Source organism: Bacillus sp. FSL L8-0654 (assembly GCF_038629965.1).
Taxonomy (GTDB): domain Bacteria; phylum Bacillota; class Bacilli; order Bacillales; family Bacillaceae; genus Bacillus; species Bacillus safensis.
The window spans coordinates 599531-615570 of record NZ_CP152026.1 but is presented as its reverse complement, the minus strand read 5'-3'; the positions used below and the strand labels follow the sequence as shown (position 1 = coordinate 615570).

Sequence of the window (16040 nt, the reverse complement as noted above, 5' to 3'; positions counted from 1 at the left end):
AAATGTTTGTCACCTCACAGTTCTTTCGTGCAGCCGGTCTTCAAATAAAAGGGTGGTGCGTATTCCAGAGGCCTTGAGCCGGTCTACAAGCTGTTTTTCTTTTGTCGTCAAATGGTCAACGGCTTTCTTCACTAAAAGCACGGTGATGTTCTTTCTGTTTCGATTTCCAAAAAGACTTGCCGCAAGCTCCTCCTGCAGCTGACCCGTGACGACATATTTTCCTGAGTGCTGGTACTCACTCGCTGCTAACGGTTTATATTCTAGTGCGCGGGAAGGCTGATGCTGCACCCTTGTTAAATAATAAAGCATGTTCTGTAAATGAAGTTCTCCTTGATCGACTCGAAAGGCATGCTGATCTCCTAGAGGGACAAGACCTGACGGCACGCCTTTTTTCACAGCCGTTTGAAGAACAGATGCTGTAATAGAGACGACTGTTTCAAAAACAGTTTGATCGGTAAAATCAGCAAACACGACAAGGTCCTTTGATTGATTCTGTTCAAATTCCTTCGTCATCAGCTGGCCTCTTCTGGCCGTCGTCTTCCAGTCCACCCAAGCAAAACGGTCTCCTTGCTGGTATTCCCTTACGCCTGTTGTCACATGGGTCGGTTCATTTAACCAAGAGTGAACCGCTTTGCTTCCATTTTCATTCACTGACTCAGCAGGCTCCACCGGGATATCCAGCACTTTGGGGTAGACAAGCAGCTTCTTCTCTAACGGAATGATGATTTCTTTCTCAACAAACCCAAACATATCACCCGTTTTGATTCTAACCGCTGTCAAATGATGCTCTCCCCGCATGACATCATTCAATTGATAGGAAAATCGCCAAGTTTTCCGAAACCAAGGAAAAAGCATTTGCTTCATTTCAATCTGTTCCTGTAAGTGAAAGGTATCTGGCGGAGCATCCTCTATCATGACGTAAACGTACGGAAATGGATGTGTCCGCTTGATTTCAAGGTCAACGGACAGCACATCCCCCGCCTTTAAGCTTGTTTGCTGTATTGTCCTCTTGGCTGTCGCGCGAAGCGGAATAAGTGCAAACAGCAATGCATACAAAGCATATGGTAAAAATGCATAAAAAAGGAACCAACTCACAAACCCTCCCTGAAACATGGCATAACAAAAGGCTGCCGCAGTGAGAATGATGAGCATCATCACCCTTAACCATAATGAAATTGCTACACGATGACGTGACTTCATTGAGTCATCGACTTTTGAACTGGCACGCCAATTTGCTCAAGCATTTGCCGCAGCAGTGTCTCCGCCTTCTTCCCTTCATATGTCGCTTCTGATGTCAAAATCATACGATGCGGTAATGTATAATTCGCCAAATACTGTACATCATCAGGAATCACATAATCGCGCTGATTCAAAAGTGCATACGCCTGTGCCGCTTTCATCAAGGCGATCGATCCCCTTGGACTCACACCTAGATAAACAGATGGGTGTTTACGCGTCGCTTGAGCAATTTCAACAATATATTCTTTAATGGATGCATCCACATGAATGGTCTGAACAGCCTGCTGCAACGCATGGATATGTTCCTTTGTCATGACAGCTTGAAGCGTATCAATCGGGGATTGCTTCTCCTGCAAGTTGAGAACCTCCAGCTCCTCGAGCATGGTCGGATATCCCATCTGCAGCTTGAATAAAAACCGGTCCATTTGCGCTTCTGGCAGCGGATAAGTTCCTTCATATTCCACTGGATTTTGTGTCGCCATGACAAAAAAAGGATCCGCAAGCGGCATCGTTTCTCCGTCCACTGTGACACTGCCTTCCTCCATCGCTTCAAGCAATGCTGATTGTGTTTTAGGAGAAGTCCGGTTGATCTCATCAGCTAAAATAATCTGCCCCATGATCGGTCCTTGCCTAAATTCAAATTCATTCGTCTTTTTATTGTAAATCGACACGCCTGTTACATCTGAAGGCAAAAGGTCAGGAGTGAATTGGATTCTCTTAAACTCACAGCCAATGGATTTTGCCAAAGCACGAACCATCATCGTCTTCCCTACACCAGGCACATCCTCTAGCAGCACATGCCCCTTCGCCAAAATCGCAACAAGGCTTAATATCGCAATGTCTTTTTTCCCAACCATGACTTTATTGATGTTATCTACGATTTTTTGTAAATCTGAATGCATCGGTTCATCAAATGCCATCCTGATCCTCCTATCACGTTTCTGTCAAATTTCATATAGTCTAACTTTACCATACAACGCGCATTTGCATATAACATCAGCACGTATAAAAAAGAAGCCTTCTCACGATGGGAAAGACTTCTTCTCTTCTTTTGACTTACTTGCTGGCTCCATATGAACATGAGAGTGTAAAATATCATGCTCCTGCTTCATTCTTCGTTCAATTTCATCTGCAATATCATGGCTTTCTGCTATGTTCAAGTTAGGCTCGACCTCAACCACTACATCCACATGGACTGTACTTCCAAGATAACGCGCTTTTATATCCTTTAAATCGCCTACTCCTGGTGTTGCTTCAATGGTCTCTTTATATTTAGACATATCTTTGATATGAAAACCGTCTGTTAACGAATGAGAGGCATCTCTGAAAATCTCCCACGCAGTTTTACAAATAATTAAGCCAATGACAAAGGCTGCTAGCGTATCAATCCATGCCAGCTGAAATTGAGAGGCCATAATTCCTACAAATGTTCCAATACTCACATACGCATCTGATTTATTATCAGCAGCTGCCGCATGGAGAGCCTGGCTATTAATTCGTTTGGACAGATTGCGGTTATAAATATACACACCGTACATCACAACAGCACTTCCTGCTGCTGTCCAAGCCGCGATCATATCCGGCGTTTGATGCTCAGATGAGAAGAGCGACTGGCCTGCACTCAGCAAAACTTGAAGTCCAACAAGCATCATGATAAAGGAAGCCACAAGAGACGCAATATTTTCCGCTCTAAAATGACCATACGGATGATCTTCATCAGGCGGCTTTTGAGAAATACGCAGCCCAATCAACACAGCAAGGGATGCAATAATATCCGTCGTGTTATTCAATCCATCTGCTGAAAGAGCCTCTGAATGAAACACATACCCAATAATGAGTTTGACCGCAGATAAGATCACATAGGCAATGATGCTGACCCAAGCACCTGTTTCACCTTGTCTTAATTCGTTATAGCGCTCCATGTTGAACCGCGCCTCCTCACACATCACTTTTCTATTATTTATCTTACAAAGCAAAGCCCGTGTGGGTCTACAGCAACATGATTCGCTTATGTCAGCAAAATAGGATAAATAGAAATGTGTTGACCTAAGTAAACTTATTTTTACAAGGTCAAATGACCTCAAGACCTACTCCCATCAACCTTTTTCCAATTCTCTTCGAAATGGACATATCGTCAAATCACTCTTCTCTGGTAAATTATCAGAATAATTTTATTTTGAGACACAACTTCCCTCCTTCCTTTTTTATGCTATTTTAAAAATAAACAGAGGGAAAAGAGGGAACATAATCTCTCAAATCCTTTCTACTTTTTAACATCGTGTTAAGAGGTTTGAAATGTCAGTTTGATAACCTGTCCAATGCTGAATGACAATTCAGTATGATAAAATTTAAAATATTCTAAAAACAAATTCTCTATTCATGAGAAATGTTTGGAGGTAAAGAAATGTCCAACATGACAAACGGTCTTCAAAAAAACCTTAAAACAAGACATATTTCGATGATCTCCATTGCTGGGGTCATTGGGGCAGGGCTATTTGTTGGTAGTGGCGCTGTCATTCATTCTGCAGGGCCTGGATCCATTCTTTCCTATTCTTTTGCCGGACTTCTGGTGATCTTTATTATGAGAATGCTTGGAGAAATGGCATGTGCCTATCCGACAAGCGGTTCTTTCTCACAATATGCGAGCGATGCCATCGGTCCATGGGCCGGGTTTACAATCGGCTGGCTTTACTGGTTCTTCTGGGTGATCGTCATCGCCATCGAAGCCATTGCCGGTGCTGCCATTATTCAATATTGGTATGGAGATGCACCTGTTTGGCTCACAAGTCTTATCCTCACAATCCTCTTAACATTAACAAATATCTTTTCTGTTAAATCTTTTGGCGAATTTGAATATTGGTTTTCATTAATTAAAGTCGTCAGCATCATTCTCTTTCTACTCATTGGTTTTGCATTTATCTTTGGTTTTGGCGGTCATCATACTTCAGGTCTTGCCAATCTAACAGGGAACGGCGGTTTTCTTCCAAATGGATTCAGCTCTGTGTTACTCGGAATCGTCGTCGTCATCTTTTCCTTCATGGGAACGGAGATTGTGGCCATAGCGGCCGGTGAATCAGCAGACCCAGTCAAATCTGTGACGACAGCCACCCGCTCTGTTGTATGGCGTATTATCGTATTCTATGTCGGATCAATTGCTGTCGTTGTCACCTTGCTTCCTTGGAATTCCGCAAGTATTTTAACAAGCCCGTTCGTTGCGGTATTAGAATACATTGGTGTTCCATCAGCCGCTCAAGTCATGAACGTCATTGTCTTAACAGCTGTTCTATCTTGTTTAAACTCCGGTTTGTACACAACGTCCAGAATGCTTTATTCATTAGCAGAAAGAGGCGAAGCGCCGAAACGCTTTATGAAAATCAGCAAACGTGGTGTTCCTGTAGCGGCTACAGTCGCAGGTACCTTCTTTTCCTACATTGCCGTCATGATGAACTACTTTTATCCTGAAACCATCTTTTTGTTCTTAGTCAACGCATCTGGTGCCATTGCCCTTCTTGTTTACTTGGTCATTGCCGTTTCACAATTAAGAATGCGACGCAAAATCGAAAAAGAAAATCCAGAACAGCTCAAAATCAAAATGTGGCTGTTCCCATACCTCACGTACTTTACCATTTTGGTCATTTGCGCCATCTTGGCATCGATGCTGTTTATCGAATCCATGCGGCCACAGCTCATTTTGACGAGCATCATTACCTTTGGCGTACTGGCTGCTTATTTCATCTTTAAACCGAATAAAAAAGTGCCTGCAAATGCGGCGCTTGAAAATAAACACCCGTAATTCTCCCGCTGAAAAGCGGGTTTTTTTATTTTATTCACCTATTTGGATGTCCGCACTTATACTGTATCAAATTGAATTTAAGTGAGGATTAGTCAACATGAACCTAGAAAAATTTGTTGACGAGCTTCCAATTCCAGAAGTCGCGGAGCCCGTCAAAAAGAACCCAAGACAAACGTATTATGAAATTGCTATGGAGGAGGTATTCTTAAAAGTTCATAGAGACCTGCCCCCAACCAAGCTATGGACCTATAATGGCAGCTTGCCTGGTCCAACCATTAAAGCCAATCGAAATGAAAAGGTCAAAGTGAAATGGATGAACAAATTGCCATTGAAACATTTTCTGCCTGTCGATCACACCATCCACTCCGGTCATCACGATGAACCAGAGGTGAAAACAGTCGTTCATCTGCATGGCGGCGTCACACCAGCAAGCAGTGACGGCTACCCAGAGGCCTGGTTTTCACGGGACTTTGAAGCAACCGGTCCTTTTTTTGAAAGAGAGACTTACGTCTATCCAAATCATCAGCAAGCCTGCACATTGTGGTATCACGATCATGCAATGGCACTGACACGACTAAATGTGTACGCCGGTTTAGCTGGGTTTTATTTGATTTCAGATGCATTTGAAAAGTCTTTAGAGCTTCCGAAAGATGACTATGACATTCCTTTAATGATTATGGACCGGACGTTTCAGGAGGACGGCTCACTGTTTTATCCTAGCAGACCAAACGATACGCCAGAGGACAGTGACATACCAGACCCATCCATCGTGCCCTTTTTTTGTGGAGAAACGATCTTAGTCAATGGAAAAGTATGGCCATATTTAGAAGTAGAGCCGCGAAAATACCGTTTTCGTATTTTAAATGCGTCCAATACTAGAACTTACGAGCTGCATCTAGATAATGACGCTACAATCTTGCAAATTGGTTCCGATGGGGGCTTTTTGCCAAGACCTGTTCGCCATCAATCATTTAGCATCGCGCCTGCTGAACGTTTCGATGTCATCATCGACTTTTCAGCTTACGAAAACAAAACGATCACTCTCAAAAATACAGCCGGCTGCGGACAGAATGTGAATCCTGAAACAGATGCGAACATTATGCAATTCAAAGTCACACGTCCACTAAAAGGGAGAGTACCTAAAACATTACGTCCGATTTTTAAACCGCTGCCACCGCTTCGGCCAAGTCGAGCTGATAGAGAGCGTACACTCACACTTACCGGCACACAGGATAAATACGGCCGCCCTATCCTATTGCTCGATAACCATTTTTGGAATGATCCTGTCACTGAAAATCCTCGTCTTGGCAGTCTAGAGGTATGGTCTATCGTCAATCCAACAAGAGGGACACACCCTATTCATTTGCACCTTGTTCAATTTAGGGTTTTAGACAGAAGACCATTTGATACAGAAGTCTATCAATCGACAGGAGAAATCGTATATACAGGACCAAACGAAGCGCCTCCTTTACATGAACAAGGCTACAAGGACACCATTCAGGCGCATGCAGGTGAAGTCATTCGGATCGTTGCTCGATTTGTTCCATACAGCGGCCGATATGTGTGGCATTGTCATATTTTAGAACATGAAGATTATGACATGATGAGGCCGATGGATATCATTCAGTAAAAATGAAACCACTCTTCCGCCAAATGCGTATAACTTGTATGAAACTGCTGATTACAAAGGGGCTAACGGACATCCAGTCATTAGCCCTTTTATGATCCATTTCAAAATGGAAAAATAAATCGCATGAATCATTCCTTTGAGGAGCATTCCATACTTAAAATGTTGACGCAGCAACCGATAATACTACTATATACCCATTACATCTATCAAAAGGCACATAAGCCATAATGAACGAACAAATGGAAAATTGCGATAAAAAACGGAGGAGTTCAATTTGAATGAAGAAAAAGAGACTTGCCAGGTCAAACAAGAAACAGCGGCAGGTAACAGAGAGAAGCTTTCAATTTATGAAAACGAGAGCATTCGGTCAAACATTGAACAACTAACCATTGAACTCAGTGAACAAAAAGAATTCAATCACTTCATATTAGATGAAAAACAAAAGGCCATCAGCACATTATCTTCCCTCATCACAAAAGGCAATTGTGATGAAGAGTTAAAGACTCATTTTGAACAAGCATTACATATCGGACTTTCTGTTATAGAGATTATGGAGATTATTAAACACTGTACAAAGGTTGCTGGTTTCCCTCACTCCATTAATGCCCTGTTTATCTTTCAAAACTTATTAGATGAAAACAAATAAAACAGAGAAAACGAGATGTCATCAGTCCTCTCGTTTTTTTATGTTCACTCATATTACTCTTTTTCTTTTCCTCTGTCACATAAGCAAAATATGAAAATAGCCCTCGTATCACTGCTTAAAAATTGATTTTCCATCTATAAATCCACCATTTCTCCAGCATTTCAAGTGACAAAATAAAAAAACGTCCAGTTATATAAGTAACTGAACGTTTCCTTTATCGATTGACAGTGAAATTGTTAACGATTCCGCCATCCTTCTCCCAAGCGGCTTCCACCGTTTTCTTCTTCATATTGTATTCAAAAATCGTTCTTACCTTCGCCTTTCGTCCGGTGTCATCCTTTAATTCTTCTGCGTTTTTTGCAACACCTAAGAAATAAACAGACGACCCGTCCGTAGAAAATTGCGGCTGTGCAGCACTTAAAATATGAACATCCTGGCTGTTTTTAACGAGTGTCGTCGTTTTTCCAGTTTCTACATCAAGCAACTTAATCGAGGATATTTCTTTTTCTTTACGAACCTTTACTTCTGTATAAATCAATTTCTTATGATCTGGAGAAAATGAAATATCATTGATCGTTTGTGAGATACGTGCAATGCGTTTCCCCTTCTCACCTGTTTGAAGGGTGATTTTCATGGTTGTTGGTTCAGGATCTCTGCCCTTTTCATTTGCTTCATCGGTTTTTTGATAATCTTCTTTTAAAGAATAATGCTGGATCGCCAAATCATTCGAAGTCGGATCATATGCAAAAGAACTCACCGTATCATCCTTGCTTTTTTCCGGATACAGCTCTTTCATTTTGTGTGTTTTCAAATCAAAAGATGCGACATAAAATTGCTCTCCAGAATCCTTGTTATACCTTAGAAATAACTTCTTTCCGTCACCAGACAGCCTCATACTGTCGATAGAATCATCACTCGTAAACAGTGTTTTTTCTTCTTCAGATTTCACATTTAATTCCCGAATACTCACCTTTTGCGTGTCTTCATCCGTATACGTGTAATATAAAACCTGTTTCGTAGAATCATAAGCAATCGAAGGATATGCTGTCAGTTTCTCCGTATGAAGCGCCCGATCATGCAAGTAATAAGTATTGTTTAACTTTTGATCTGTAAATGAAACGAGCAATTCGTCTTTTGCATCTTGATTTGTTTTGACTTTTCCTGTATGTTTCGCTTCTTGTCCAGGCTTCATCATGAAGAAAATAACTGCCGCAATCACTGCGACGCCAATGACTGTGATGATCCACCATGTTGATTTTTTCATTGCCTTTCAGACCCTCTCTACAAGAAAAGAAGCCAGAAAATGAACTTTTCCCGCTTCTTTGCATGCCTATGTATTAATAAGTGTAATGCCCTTTTACGACACCTTTACTTGTTTTATACCCAAGTGCTTTGAATGCTTTTGGACTTACGTCTAGTACAGCATTTGGCATTCTGCCTACATCATATTTATATACTGTAATCACTTTATGTGGTTTCGCTTTTGTTGTCACTCTTAGTTTTGTACCTTTTTTCGGTACGTCAAAGCCCATTTTAGTTGCTGCATCCCAATGACCGAGTTTTTTTCCATCTGCGCCTTTTTTGCCGACACCATTATACCAAGTAATATTGCCGCTTACTTTTTTTGCACTTGCTCCATGTGAGAAACTGAATGCTAAAAATAAACTAGCTACTGTTACGATTGTCGTGATAAGCTTTTTATTCATTAAGAAATCCTCCGTTTTTGGTTTCTGCACTCATTATACATGAAGATGAACCCAGTTATTTTACAGATACATTACAATTCAAATACAAGTTGACCACTTTATGACCGATAAAGTTCATAAATACTACCATAAACAGTCAGAACATGGTAAGCAGCCCCCCTCTTTCATTTTATATAATAAAAGTGAATCAAATTTAAGGGGGAATTTTCATGAAAAAGTGTTTCACCGTTTTGATTGTAAGTTTGGCCTTCGTTTTGATGTTTTCAAGTCTTCCTGCCTCAGCGGCTAGTCCTCGTCACGGCGCCATTGTGACGCAAACAGATGAAGCCAAATGGTCAGGTATCTCTGCTGATATTGTCCTTCCGAAAACAGCCACCATTAAAAACGGCTATGCGGACTGGTATCTCGGTCTCGGCTCTGCTGTAGTAGAGAGCGGTATTTCAAAAACGTCTTCTGGCTATAAAGTTTTTCTAGGCAGCGGCTCACAAGGCGGCAGTAAATACTGGAACAGCGAATACGATACAAGTATTAAAGATGGCGCACGTGTCAACTTAAAGCTCATCAACAATGGTGATGGCACGGTGTCACTATATGTCAATGGGAAACTGCGCTATAAGCAGCCTGTTTACAACCCTAGCCGTCTGAAAAACCTTGATGTTGTCAAAATGGTACATGGCGTACAGGATAATGGAACAAACAGCTATTCACAAGCAAGCTTTTCGAATGTACAACTTCGCGCAAATACATCAGGAAGTGTCTATAAAAATTGGGATGGGTCAATCAAATCATCGCTTTTACGTAAAAATTTAGAATCCGGTGCCGCAGCTCCTAAATTCACCGTCATTTCTTCTATCCCATTAAGTACAAGCCTTTCAGCACAATAAGAAAAAAGCACCCTCCATTGGGTGCTTTTTATTGTTCACAGCTTATCAACACTTCTCTTTTAATCAAAACAACGATTCGTGGTAACATAAACATACATCATTCGAAGAAAAAAGGAGAACGAACGTGAAAAAAAGTCTACTTGTTTTCATGAGTCTAGTTGCAAGTCTCTCCATTCTAGCAGCTTGCTCAAATACGACAAAAGAACAAAAACCAGAATCTAAGGCACTTCCAACGATTAATGAACGCATTCAAAAGGAAACGAAAGAAGTGATGGAACAGTCTAAACTCATCAAAGACACTGACATCACCGTTGATCAAAAGAAAAAAGTCATTTCTTTAAACGTAACGGCTTCCTCTGATACCAATAGTGATTACGCTGAAGTCATCGGTTTAAACTTTGCAAAAACGCTGGCCATTGGAGCATCAACTGAAAAAGAAAACAATCTTCATAAACCGGAAAATGACAGCCTCGGCGCCCTCTATTCCTTTTATGACCTAAACATCACCGTAAAACAAGAAAACGGCAAGGTGCTGGCAAAGGGAAAGAAAACAACCAATGAAACAAGAATCACTTGGGAGAGAGCCCAATAATTGGACAAGAAAATCCTTTATGGATTTTCTTGTTTTTTTTAACAAAACTATTAACTTTATGAAAAGAATGCCGATTAGTAAGATTGTGTTGGTTCTTAAGTACCAACAATTCTTATTTACATATCGGAGGAAAGTATCATGAAAAGAACAACTGAATTTGTTTTAGGTTTAATTGGAGGTATTTTTGGATTTTTCGGCGCAATGTTCGCTCTTGCTTTCGGAGGAATCGATGCAGCATTTAGCGATTCAGGCACGAGTGAAATTACAGGATTAGGCTGGGCAGCAATGCTTTTCTCTATTCTTGCCATTGTCTCATCTGTCATTGTAAAGAAAAAAGCAAAGCTTGGTGGAATTTTATTATTAGTATCTGCTGTAGGCGGCATTATTTCTATTTCTATGTTCTTCATCCTTCCAGCTGTATTAATCATCATTGCAGGCTGCATGGGCGTGTTTAGAAAAGAGCCTGTCGTCAATAACACAACTGCATAAAAATAGAGAATAAAGCTTGTAGAGATTGCTCTACAAGCCTTTTCTCTCTACTCTTTGTAATTCATATTGAATGGCATCAACTAACTCTATTATGTTTTCATCTGTCCAAAGATCCAACATAAATAATATATCATTCACCATGTGTGACAAATCTTCTTGGCTCATCAATTCTTCTTTGTAAGCAGGGACAACAAAGAAATAGAGTAGATCAGCCAATTCAAGAACGACACGTACATCTTTTTCATCCATGATGGCTTTATGCAAAGAATGAATCAGCCATTTGAGATCTTCATGAATTTCAATAGGAACATACATCAATTGGTGTATTTCATCGGTATCCCTCTCACTTAGAATCCTCTCAGCAGATTCCTTCGAAAGAGCCCCAACTGTATTTGAAGATATATTCAGAAACAAGAATTCATGTTGATCCTCTCTATTAACCGTCTTGATTGACGAACCTTCCATCTCAATCACTCCCAATCCCTTATAATAATTCTATTATAAGGAAATTCAAGTTCGTTTTAAGTCACAAGAAGTGGATTTTATGTAATTTTAAGCTAACTGGTTTATAAAAAACAATCCAAAACAATTATTTTCTATTTTTATCATTTTTTGTTGATTTACAAGTACTTTTATCCTATTATAATAGTCATGATCAATATATAAGCACAGGACGCTTATATAAATTAAACAAAAGGGGATTTTCATTTTGAAGAAATTCTATGCTTTATTTTTAGCTTTAGGGCTAACATTTACACTGGCTGCTTGCGGCTCAACAGAAGATGTGTCTACAGGTGCATCTAAAGAAAAAGAGTCTACAAGCACAAAAACACAATCAAAAAACAAAAAAGACGATGGTTCAAAGAAAATAAATGCGAGCAAACACAAAACAACTGCTCAAGGAATGAAAGTAAACCTTGGCGAGATTAAAATTATGAAGGATAGAATCAATGTTGGGATGAATATCGAAAATACAACAGATAAAGTTCTAAACTTCTATCCAGATCAAGGTAAAGTTGTAGCTGGAAGCATGCAATTAGATGCCAATATGTTTATGACTGATGGTGATATTGGTGGCGAAGTTGAAGGTGGCGTTAAACAAGATGGTGTTATTCAATTCTTAGCTCCTGAGGGCAAAGAGATCAACATTAAAAATATCAAAGAATTAAAGCTGAAATTTGGAAATGTCACAACTGACGATTACATGAATAGTAAAGATGTAACCTTCACAGTTAAAGTAAAATAATTTGTTTCATTAAAGCCCTTGAATGATGAGGGCTTTTTTATTTATCATCACAAAAAAACACTTTCCTAGAAGAAAGTGTTTAAGTAACGTTCTCATTCATTTTTAGCGCTTCATAAGAATAACTGATCTTTCGAGAAGCCTCTTACACGGAACTCTCTTTTCATCGCCTCAGCCATTTCCACTTCACCCTCTGCCTCCAGCTTTTCAATGATGCGGTCATAATCCCTTTCGTGGCGATTTTGGCTTAATTTGAAAGCTGCCTGAACTTCATCAATGATGATTTTAAAACCTACAATGCCTTTCATTTGCTTCTCTAACAGTTCCTCAGACAACGTATCCCATAACACTGGATGTTCTCTGTGAGTTTCGTATGTCTCCAGCATTGTGGTTAATTCCTTAACCAGTTCCGATTTTTCAAGCAGTTCCGCCTTTCCATAAACATGAACAGCCTGGTAATTCCATGTTGGTACTGCTTCTTTTTCATACCATGAAGAGGATATGTAGGCATGCGGCCCTTGAAAGATGACGAGCGTCTTCTCGCTCTCTTCAAACGTTTTCCACTGAGGATTCCCAATCGCCATATGCCCTGAGATCACATACGAATCGTCAACTTGATGAAAACTCAACGGAATATGTGTCGCAATGGGCTTTCCATTCGATGTCGTCACAACTGTTGCAAATGAATGAGATTGAATAAATGATTTGATTTTCTCCATATCTTTCACTTGAAAAAATGATGGAACATGCATGTACCCTTCCCCCTTTTTGATCACCTCAATGTTTTGGTCATAATGAAATCCATTTGCTCTTCGTCCCCCATGAGAAAGGCGTGCACCCCTGTTTGAACAAACCCATGCTTTTGATAGAAAGCGATGGCCGCTCTATTGTGCTCCCACACCCCAAGCCAAACATCCCGTTTATGATGATTTTTCGCAATTTCAATGGCTTGATCGATTAAATATTTGCCTAATCCTTGCTTTTGAAAGGACTGCTTGATATAAATTCTTTCAATCTCTAACGCGTCACTCCCCATCTCTTCTGATTGGGCATCATTCATATTGATCTTCAAATAACCAGCTACTTCCCCATTCACTTGAACAAAATAAAACTGTGAAGAAGGGTGCTGTAATTCCTTTAACAGCTGGTTTAGGTGAAAAGCTGTCTTCACGTAAGCTTCGATATGTTCCACTTTGTTTTGATCCAGAAAGGTTTCTTTAAACGTATTGATCCCTATTTTCTGTAGCTCCTTTACATGTTGTACATTGCACCGAATGAAATTGACGGTCATAAAGTCGCCCTCCTTATTAATTAGTAGCTTCTCTTTATCCCTTTTTTCACATCTTCCCAGTCTTTTTCTATATTCTTTCGCACCCTTAGAAGATACTCATAAATCTGTTCCGCTTCTTCCTCAGAAAACCCACTGAGCGCCACTTGATTCGAATAATCATGTTCTCGTTTGATCATTGGGTAGACCGTTTCCCCTTTTTCAGTTGGAAACAGCTTTTTGATTTTTTTATTCACACGATCCTCTTTTTTCTCAATAAACCCATGCAGTTCTAGCTTTTTGATAGCCCGAGCCGCCGTAGTTCGATCCACCTTAATCATTTCCGCCAGCTTTTCCTGAATGATACCAGGCTCCTCACAAATACGCACAAGATACAAATACTGCCCCTTCGTTAAATCGTATTCTTTAAATTCAATATTACTTATGGAATCAAGCGCACGAGCAATCACGCCGATCTCCCGCAAAATCTCTTTCATGTACCTCGACTCCTTTTGTTGCATTTACAACAAACAACTAAAATTAGTATAACCAATTAATGTTGTATTTGCAATAAAAAACCCACCCTCCAATTGGAAGTGGGTTTTTTATTTATCACGCTTCTTTGATCCAAACACTCCAAACACAACGGCCAGTGCAACAATAATCGCTACCCATGTAGTGAAGCCCATATGATCACCGCTTTTCTTTTTAAAATACCGTATCGGGTAAAAACCCATGAAATCACTTGCTCTTATTTTAACGGTTGAAAAGCAGTAAAGGTTTCAATTCAGCAGCCCTGATACTTTTTATTGCATGTGATCAAATTCATGAAGACATAACAAAAACCCCTATATTTCAAGGGGTTTTCGAGGGTGTTACATCATTCCGCCCATTCCACCCATGCCGCCCATATCCGGCATTCCGCCGCCTGAGCCGCCTTCTTCTGGTTTGTCAGCAACGACTGCTTCAGTTGTTAGAAGCATTGCTGCTACAGAAGCTGCGTTTTGAAGTGCAGAGCGAGTTACTTTTGTTGGGTCAACGATTCCTTTTTCGATCATGTTTACCCATTCGTTTGTTGCTGCGTTGAAGCCTACGCCAATTTCTTCGTTTTTCAAGCGCTCAACGATAACGGACCCTTCAAGACCTGCGTTGTGAGCGATTTGACGAATTGGCTCTTCAAGAGAACGTAGAACGATGTTCACACCTGTTTGAACGTCACCATCAGCTTCGATTGAAGCGACTTTGTTGTATACATTCACAAGTGCTGTACCACCACCGGATACGATACCTTCTTCAACTGCTGCGCGAGTTGAGTTCAGTGCATCCTCGATGCGTAGTTTACGCTCTTTTAGTTCTGTTTCAGTTGCAGCACCAACTTTGATGACAGCGACGCCGCCAGCTAGTTTTGCAAGACGTTCTTGTAATTTTTCTTTATCGAATTCAGAAGTTGTTTCTTCTACTTGAGCACGGATTTGGTTCACACGTGCTGCAATTTGAGCAGAATCTCCTGAGCCCTCTACGATTGTTGTGTTTTCTTTTGTCACAACAACTTTAGACGCGCGGCCAAGCTGACCGATTTCAGTTGATTTCAGGTCAAGTCCTAGGTCTTCTGTGATTAATTCTCCGCCAGTTAGAACAGAGATGTCTTCAAGCATTGCTTTACGACGATCACCGAATCCAGGTGCTTTTACTGCCACTGCGTTGAATGTACCACGAAGTTTGTTCACAACAAGAGTTGCAAGTGCTTCGCCTTCTACATCTTCAGCAATGAGCAATAATGGTTTTCCTTGTTGTACAACTTGCTCAAGTACAGGAAGGATTTCTTGAATGTTTGTGATCTTTTTATCCGTAATTAAGATGTAAGGATTTTCAAGAACCGCTTCCATCTTATCAGAATCCGTCACCATGTATGGTGAAGCATATCCGCGGTCAAATTGCATACCTTCAACCACTTCAAGCTCAGTTGTGAATCCTTTAGATTCTTCAATTGTGATAACTCCGTCGTTACCTACACGTTCCATAGCTTCTGCGATTAGGCTGCCGACTTCTTCATCTGCTGCAGAAATAGCCGCAACTTGAGCAATTGATTCTTTGCCTTCGATTGGTTTAGAAATCTCGTGCAAGCCTTCAAGTGCTACTTTCACTGCTTCTTCGATCCCTTTACGCACGCCAACAGGGTTTGCACCAGCTGTTACGTTTTTCAGACCTTCACGGATCATCGCTTGAGCTAGAACTGTTGCAGTCGTAGTACCGTCACCAGCTACGTCGTTTGTTTTGCTTGCAACTTCAGCCACAAGTTTTGCACCCATGTTTTCAAATGCATCTTCTAATTCGATTTCTTTTGCAATCGTTACACCATCATTTGTGATAAGTGGAGAACCGAATTTTTTCTCAAGAACCACGTTACGTCCTTTAGGTCCTAAAGTTACTTTTACAGCATCTGCAAGTGCATCTACACCGCGTAACATCGCGCGACGTGCTTCTTCACTGAACTTAATATCTTTTGCCATAATAACGAAACCTCCTCAGTCTTTTTAAAAATTTATCTCAA

18 protein-coding genes are annotated in these 16040 nt (G+C 40.5%); 7 read left to right on the top strand and 11 right to left on the bottom strand.

The features are described 5' to 3' along the window. Nucleotides 1-9: 9 nt before the first annotated feature. The 3 genes from MHH65_RS03075 to MHH65_RS03065 all read right to left on the bottom strand — a co-directional run bounded on the left by MHH65_RS03075 (nucleotide 10) and on the right by MHH65_RS03065 (nucleotide 3161). Nucleotides 10-1095: a DUF58 domain-containing protein gene (locus MHH65_RS03075; RefSeq protein WP_335350874.1), complete on the bottom strand. Its 1086-nt coding sequence runs from the start codon at nucleotides 1093-1095 to the stop codon at nucleotides 10-12. Nucleotides 1096-1196: 101 nt separating this feature from the next. After that, the gene (locus MHH65_RS03070) at nucleotides 1197-2159 is read right to left on the bottom strand and encodes a MoxR family ATPase (RefSeq protein ID WP_268413426.1); all 963 of its coding nucleotides are present in this window, start codon (nucleotides 2157-2159) and stop codon (nucleotides 1197-1199) included. Nucleotides 2160-2261: 102 nt separating this feature from the next. Then, nucleotides 2262-3161 carry a cation diffusion facilitator family transporter gene (locus tag MHH65_RS03065; protein WP_044335634.1) on the bottom strand — a complete coding sequence of 300 codons (900 nt, stop codon included), beginning with the start codon at nucleotides 3159-3161 and terminating at the stop codon, nucleotides 2262-2264. Between the two features lie 482 nt (nucleotides 3162-3643). Between MHH65_RS03065 and gabP the strand changes: the two genes are divergently transcribed. The 3 genes from gabP to MHH65_RS03050 all read left to right on the top strand — a co-directional run bounded on the left by gabP (nucleotide 3644) and on the right by MHH65_RS03050 (nucleotide 7308). After that, nucleotides 3644-5032, top strand: a complete 1389-nt coding sequence (gene gabP, locus MHH65_RS03060; protein ID WP_024424482.1) for a GABA permease — start codon at nucleotides 3644-3646, stop codon at nucleotides 5030-5032. 97 nt (nucleotides 5033-5129) lie between these two features. Further along, nucleotides 5130-6662 carry a multicopper oxidase domain-containing protein gene (locus MHH65_RS03055; protein ID WP_268413420.1) on the top strand — a complete coding sequence of 511 codons (1533 nt, stop codon included), beginning with the start codon at nucleotides 5130-5132 and terminating at the stop codon, nucleotides 6660-6662. Nucleotides 6663-6936: 274 nt separating this feature from the next. Beyond that, nucleotides 6937-7308, top strand: a complete 372-nt coding sequence (locus MHH65_RS03050) for a carboxymuconolactone decarboxylase family protein (protein ID WP_056767484.1) — start codon at nucleotides 6937-6939, stop codon at nucleotides 7306-7308. A gap of 214 nt (nucleotides 7309-7522) precedes the next feature. Here MHH65_RS03050 and MHH65_RS03045 read toward each other — a convergent pair whose 3' ends face one another. Beyond that, entirely contained in the window at nucleotides 7523-8572 is a 1050-nt protein-coding gene (locus tag MHH65_RS03045) for a hypothetical protein (protein WP_098676704.1), read from the bottom strand. 73 nt (nucleotides 8573-8645) lie between these two features. Further along, nucleotides 8646-9014, bottom strand: coding sequence for an RlpA-like double-psi beta-barrel domain-containing protein (locus MHH65_RS03040; protein WP_024424478.1), 369 nt, complete (start codon nucleotides 9012-9014; stop codon nucleotides 8646-8648). A 209-nt stretch (nucleotides 9015-9223) separates the two neighbouring features. Here MHH65_RS03040 and MHH65_RS03035 point away from each other — a divergent pair, with 209 nt between their 5' ends. The 3 genes from MHH65_RS03035 to MHH65_RS03025 all read left to right on the top strand — a co-directional run bounded on the left by MHH65_RS03035 (nucleotide 9224) and on the right by MHH65_RS03025 (nucleotide 10979). Then, nucleotides 9224-9898, top strand: a complete 675-nt coding sequence (locus MHH65_RS03035) for a hypothetical protein (protein WP_024424477.1) — start codon at nucleotides 9224-9226, stop codon at nucleotides 9896-9898. Between the two features lie 124 nt (nucleotides 9899-10022). Further along, nucleotides 10023-10490 carry a hypothetical protein gene (locus MHH65_RS03030; RefSeq protein ID WP_098676705.1) on the top strand — a complete coding sequence of 156 codons (468 nt, stop codon included), beginning with the start codon at nucleotides 10023-10025 and terminating at the stop codon, nucleotides 10488-10490. Nucleotides 10491-10628: 138 nt separating this feature from the next. Then, nucleotides 10629-10979 carry a DUF4064 domain-containing protein gene (locus MHH65_RS03025; protein ID WP_025092751.1) on the top strand — a complete coding sequence of 117 codons (351 nt, stop codon included), beginning with the start codon at nucleotides 10629-10631 and terminating at the stop codon, nucleotides 10977-10979. A 30-nt stretch (nucleotides 10980-11009) separates the two neighbouring features. Here the strand turns inward: MHH65_RS03025 and MHH65_RS03020 are convergent, their stop codons facing one another. Next, nucleotides 11010-11444, bottom strand: a complete 435-nt coding sequence (locus tag MHH65_RS03020) for a hypothetical protein (RefSeq protein WP_024426725.1) — start codon at nucleotides 11442-11444, stop codon at nucleotides 11010-11012. A 244-nt stretch (nucleotides 11445-11688) separates the two neighbouring features. Here MHH65_RS03020 and MHH65_RS03015 point away from each other — a divergent pair, with 244 nt between their 5' ends. Further along, on the top strand, nucleotides 11689-12225 hold the full coding sequence (locus MHH65_RS03015) for a hypothetical protein (RefSeq protein ID WP_024426726.1): 537 nt from the start codon (nucleotides 11689-11691) through the stop codon (nucleotides 12223-12225). A gap of 110 nt (nucleotides 12226-12335) precedes the next feature. Here MHH65_RS03015 and MHH65_RS03010 read toward each other — a convergent pair whose 3' ends face one another. The 5 genes from MHH65_RS03010 to groL form a co-directional block, all read right to left on the bottom strand. Continuing rightward, complete coding sequence (locus tag MHH65_RS03010) at nucleotides 12336-12974, bottom strand: FMN-binding negative transcriptional regulator (protein ID WP_098676706.1); 639 nt, start codon at nucleotides 12972-12974, stop codon at nucleotides 12336-12338. A 20-nt stretch (nucleotides 12975-12994) separates the two neighbouring features. Next, nucleotides 12995-13513, bottom strand: coding sequence for a GNAT family N-acetyltransferase (locus MHH65_RS03005; RefSeq protein ID WP_046314197.1), 519 nt, complete (start codon nucleotides 13511-13513; stop codon nucleotides 12995-12997). A 20-nt stretch (nucleotides 13514-13533) separates the two neighbouring features. After that, nucleotides 13534-13986 (bottom strand): MarR family transcriptional regulator, encoded by a 453-nt coding sequence (locus MHH65_RS03000; protein ID WP_041116013.1) that lies wholly within the window; start codon nucleotides 13984-13986, stop codon nucleotides 13534-13536. 108 nt (nucleotides 13987-14094) lie between these two features. Then, on the bottom strand, nucleotides 14095-14226 hold the full coding sequence (locus MHH65_RS02995) for a hypothetical protein (protein WP_255290936.1): 132 nt from the start codon (nucleotides 14224-14226) through the stop codon (nucleotides 14095-14097). A gap of 138 nt (nucleotides 14227-14364) precedes the next feature. Further along, nucleotides 14365-15999 (bottom strand): chaperonin GroEL, encoded by a 1635-nt coding sequence (groL, locus tag MHH65_RS02990; RefSeq protein ID WP_024424467.1) that lies wholly within the window; start codon nucleotides 15997-15999, stop codon nucleotides 14365-14367. Nucleotides 16000-16040: the final 41 nt, after the last annotated feature.